Origin of the sequence: Microcystis sp. T1-4 (assembly GCF_000297435.1) — a bacterium.
GTDB lineage: Bacteria > Cyanobacteriota > Cyanobacteriia > Cyanobacteriales > Microcystaceae > Microcystis.
On record NZ_CAIP01000447.1, the window covers coordinates 1 to 3277 of the forward strand.

Consider the following 3277-nt stretch of genomic DNA (forward strand, 5'->3'; position numbering starts at 1 on the left):
ATTATACCATAAAAAAATTATGCAAGAGGTCTAATAAAAATCTGGAATGTCTCCCCAAAAAAGCGATCGCACTTTATCAATATAGCGCGATCGCTGCTAATTTAAAGCTAGATTTGCCAGTTTTTTATTTTAATTTGGGCTTCAAGACTGAACCCGCACCAAGAAAACCGATGGCGAGTAAACCTAAGACTGAAGCAGGTTCGGGGACTTTTTGACTTGTTAGGTAAAAAGCATGGTGTTGTCCATTATTAGACCAGTTGTTGAAAGTCCCGCTGGAGGATTCTTGACCTGTTGAACCAACACCTGGAGTTGTTGTACTCCAATAAATCTCGTCCCGGTCAAAGTTGCTGGAAAGGTGTAAACCTAGCCAGTATGTTGTATTTGCCGATAAATCGAGAGGAGTCTGAAGATCGAACGAATAAGCATATTCGTTGAGACCAAAAGTTTGGTTGCCAGTTGCCGTCTTCACCACGTTAGCCCCTGCGCCTTGAGCAAAGGGGGTACCGGCCGGCTGACCGCCTGCATTTGCGAATACAAAGTAGTCGAGGGTTCCATCCCATGCACCTGGATCCTCAAACGTCCAGAAATGAACATCTGTTAGCCTTGTCCCAATATCCTGACTAAGAATAAAATCCTCTGTCTGTACCCATTGCGTCATTTCATTTCCATCCTGTTGATCTGGACCACCCCCATCAAAAATTATAGATGCTGACGCTGTTCCCATGGTTGCAAGAGCAATAGATGTTGCTCCAGCACTAACTATCGATAACTTTTTAAGCACAGTCGAAGTTTTCATACTCAGAAAGTTTCCTCAAAACAAATAAACAAATGTTCTGACTGCCCTTTAAAGGAGAAAATCTCGAATTAAGCGACATTGGCAAGGGAGAAAGATTGATTTTTCCAAAATTGCCAATCACTAAATTTTAAGTTAGTTCCTCAATGACAAAACAGAGCAACAACGGGATTTTACCCCCCCCGATTTTGTCAAGTGTAAACCAACACAAATTTACAAAAATTTATAATTATTGTTACCCTTGAGAGTAGGGTAGTAAATCTCAATTTGGTCGAAATATCTATATTACAGGGCGCACGCAGTTCGATAAACTCACTGACCACAGTGCGCCCCTACTATTGGCGCAATAATATTATTGTAGGGGCGAATTGCATTCGCCCTCTTTGATCCCCCCTTAATCCAAGGAGGGTATCTGACAATTTTTAACCCCTACCTAATTAACAGCTAATCCCTAATCTCTCAATAACAGATATTCGCGAATCTCAAAAAAGTTATCCCAAGGAATATAGGGTTGATTTTCCGCTTGCAGATAATCGATTAAACGATCCCTAGCAAAAACTAGATCGGCCTTTCTAGCCATGGTAATATCGGTAACGGAATCACCGATCGCAATAGTTTCTACTTCTGAATATTTGGCCATAATCAAGGCTTTAGCCACTAATTCCGTCTCATTTTCCCAATCGGAATGAACTTGCAAATATTCCCCTTGAGTATGAAGATTGACCCCATAAATTGCCGTCACCTTATCTAATAGTCCCTCCCGTTTTAAGACCGTTTCAATCATGCCTTGGATACCACCGGAGATAATAATAAAAGGGATGGATTGCTCCTGTAAAAAAGCGAGGAATTCGGCTAATCCGGGGCGAATTGGCTTGCTTTCGGCATAGGCGAGAATATCGGCGTATTTTTGGCTCGGTATCGACTCTAGTAGTTGACGGACACCCCGGCGCAGACTGAGAGTGCGGGCGTACATTTGGGGCATAATTTGGGCTGATAAATCGGGGGCGAATTCTTTGAGCATACCCGCAAAAGTTTCCACGGCGGTGATAGTGCCATCAAAGTCACAGAAAACAATTTTACTCATGGGGTGACAAAATATCTGAAATTGGATATAATCGAAGGTTATGATTAATTTTACAGAGATTATCCGACTCTAGAGCTTCAACCCCCATGAAATCCTATCTCGCCGCCGCCATTCAAATGACCAGTCAGCCGGATTTAGAGAAAAATCTCGCTGCCGCTGAAGAGTTGATCGAACTTGCCGTGGGTAAAGGGGCGGAATTAATCGGTTTACCAGAGAATTTCGCTTTTATGGGGGCAGAAACCGATAAAATCGCCCAGGCCGAGACTATTGCTCGAAAAGCCGATAAATTCCTCCGCACCATGGCCCAACGGTTTCAAGTGACCATTTTAGGGGGTGGTTTTCCCGTGCCGGTGACGGGTATTCCCGATAAGGCTTATAACACCGCTATTTTAGTCGATGGCAACGGTGCGGAATTAGCCCGTTATCAAAAAGTCCATCTCTTTGATGTCAATGTCCCGGATGGTAACACCTATCAGGAATCGAGTACAGTCATGGCAGGAATCGATTTACCGCCGATTTATGGCTCCGATAGCTTGGGAAAAATTGGCCTCTCGATTTGCTATGATGTGCGTTTTCCCGAACTCTATCGCTATTTATCGCAGCAAGGAGCCGATGTTTTATTTGTACCCGCGGCGTTTACGGCTTTTACAGGGAAAGATCATTGGAAAGTTTTGTTACAAGCGCGAGCGATCGAGAATACTTGTTATATAATAGCTCCTGCTCAAACGGGCAATAATTACGAACGCCGTTACACCCACGGTCACGCTATGATTATCGATCCTTGGGGTGTGGTTTTAGCCGATGCGGGGGAAGAAGCGGGGGTGGCAATTGCCGAAATTAATCCCCAACGTCTGCAACAGGTGCGACGACAAATGCCTTCTCTGCAGCATCGTGTTTTTGTTTAAAATTCGATTCGACAATTTTGTCGATAAAAACGCCTAATTTTGGGATTTAACTCGGTTTTTTCGCGTAACATTGCTCCCTGATAACAAGGGTCGAATCTCAAACCTAATTAGGGTTCTTCGGTTTGTCTTATGCAACGTACAGGGTTATAAGGAATTAAACTCTTATAGAGAAAGACATTTGGCGATTTTTGTTAATTGTTTTCGATCTAGAGCGAACTAATCAATTAAATCTCTTGCCAGATAAGGATTTAGTCCATTTATGCCCCCCTATCGAACCATACCAAGTAACGAAGAACCAAAAATCTAGTTGGTTTATAATATTAAATAATTAACTTTATTTTTAGAGATGAATCTGATTTTATCAAGCAAAGCGGCCGAAAGACTTCAACGAGAAGTGCAGTCAAGAGAAGATTTTATCGCCGATAATAATGCTTGGCGAATTGATGTCCTCGATCTCAGGAAGAGAGGTATTTTTCTCATTACTCAGGAAAAGAC

Annotated in this window: 3 protein-coding genes; 1 reads left to right on the top strand and 2 read right to left on the bottom strand. The window is 42.7% G+C overall.

Features of this window, described 5'->3' with window-relative positions:
• Positions 1-124: 124 nt before the first annotated feature.
• Positions 125-796, bottom strand: a complete 672-nt coding sequence (locus MICAI_RS22335; protein WP_008207393.1) for a choice-of-anchor R domain-containing protein — start codon at positions 794-796, stop codon at positions 125-127.
• Between the two features lie 448 nt (positions 797-1244).
• Positions 1245-1877: an HAD-IB family phosphatase gene (locus MICAI_RS22340; RefSeq protein WP_008207395.1), complete on the bottom strand. Its 633-nt coding sequence runs from the start codon at positions 1875-1877 to the stop codon at positions 1245-1247.
• A gap of 86 nt (positions 1878-1963) precedes the next feature.
• On the opposite strand from MICAI_RS22340, the gene MICAI_RS22345 reads away from it, so the two are divergent.
• Positions 1964-2782, top strand: coding sequence for a carbon-nitrogen hydrolase family protein (locus MICAI_RS22345; protein WP_008207396.1), 819 nt, complete (start codon positions 1964-1966; stop codon positions 2780-2782).
• The last annotated feature ends 495 nt before the right edge of the window (positions 2783-3277 follow it).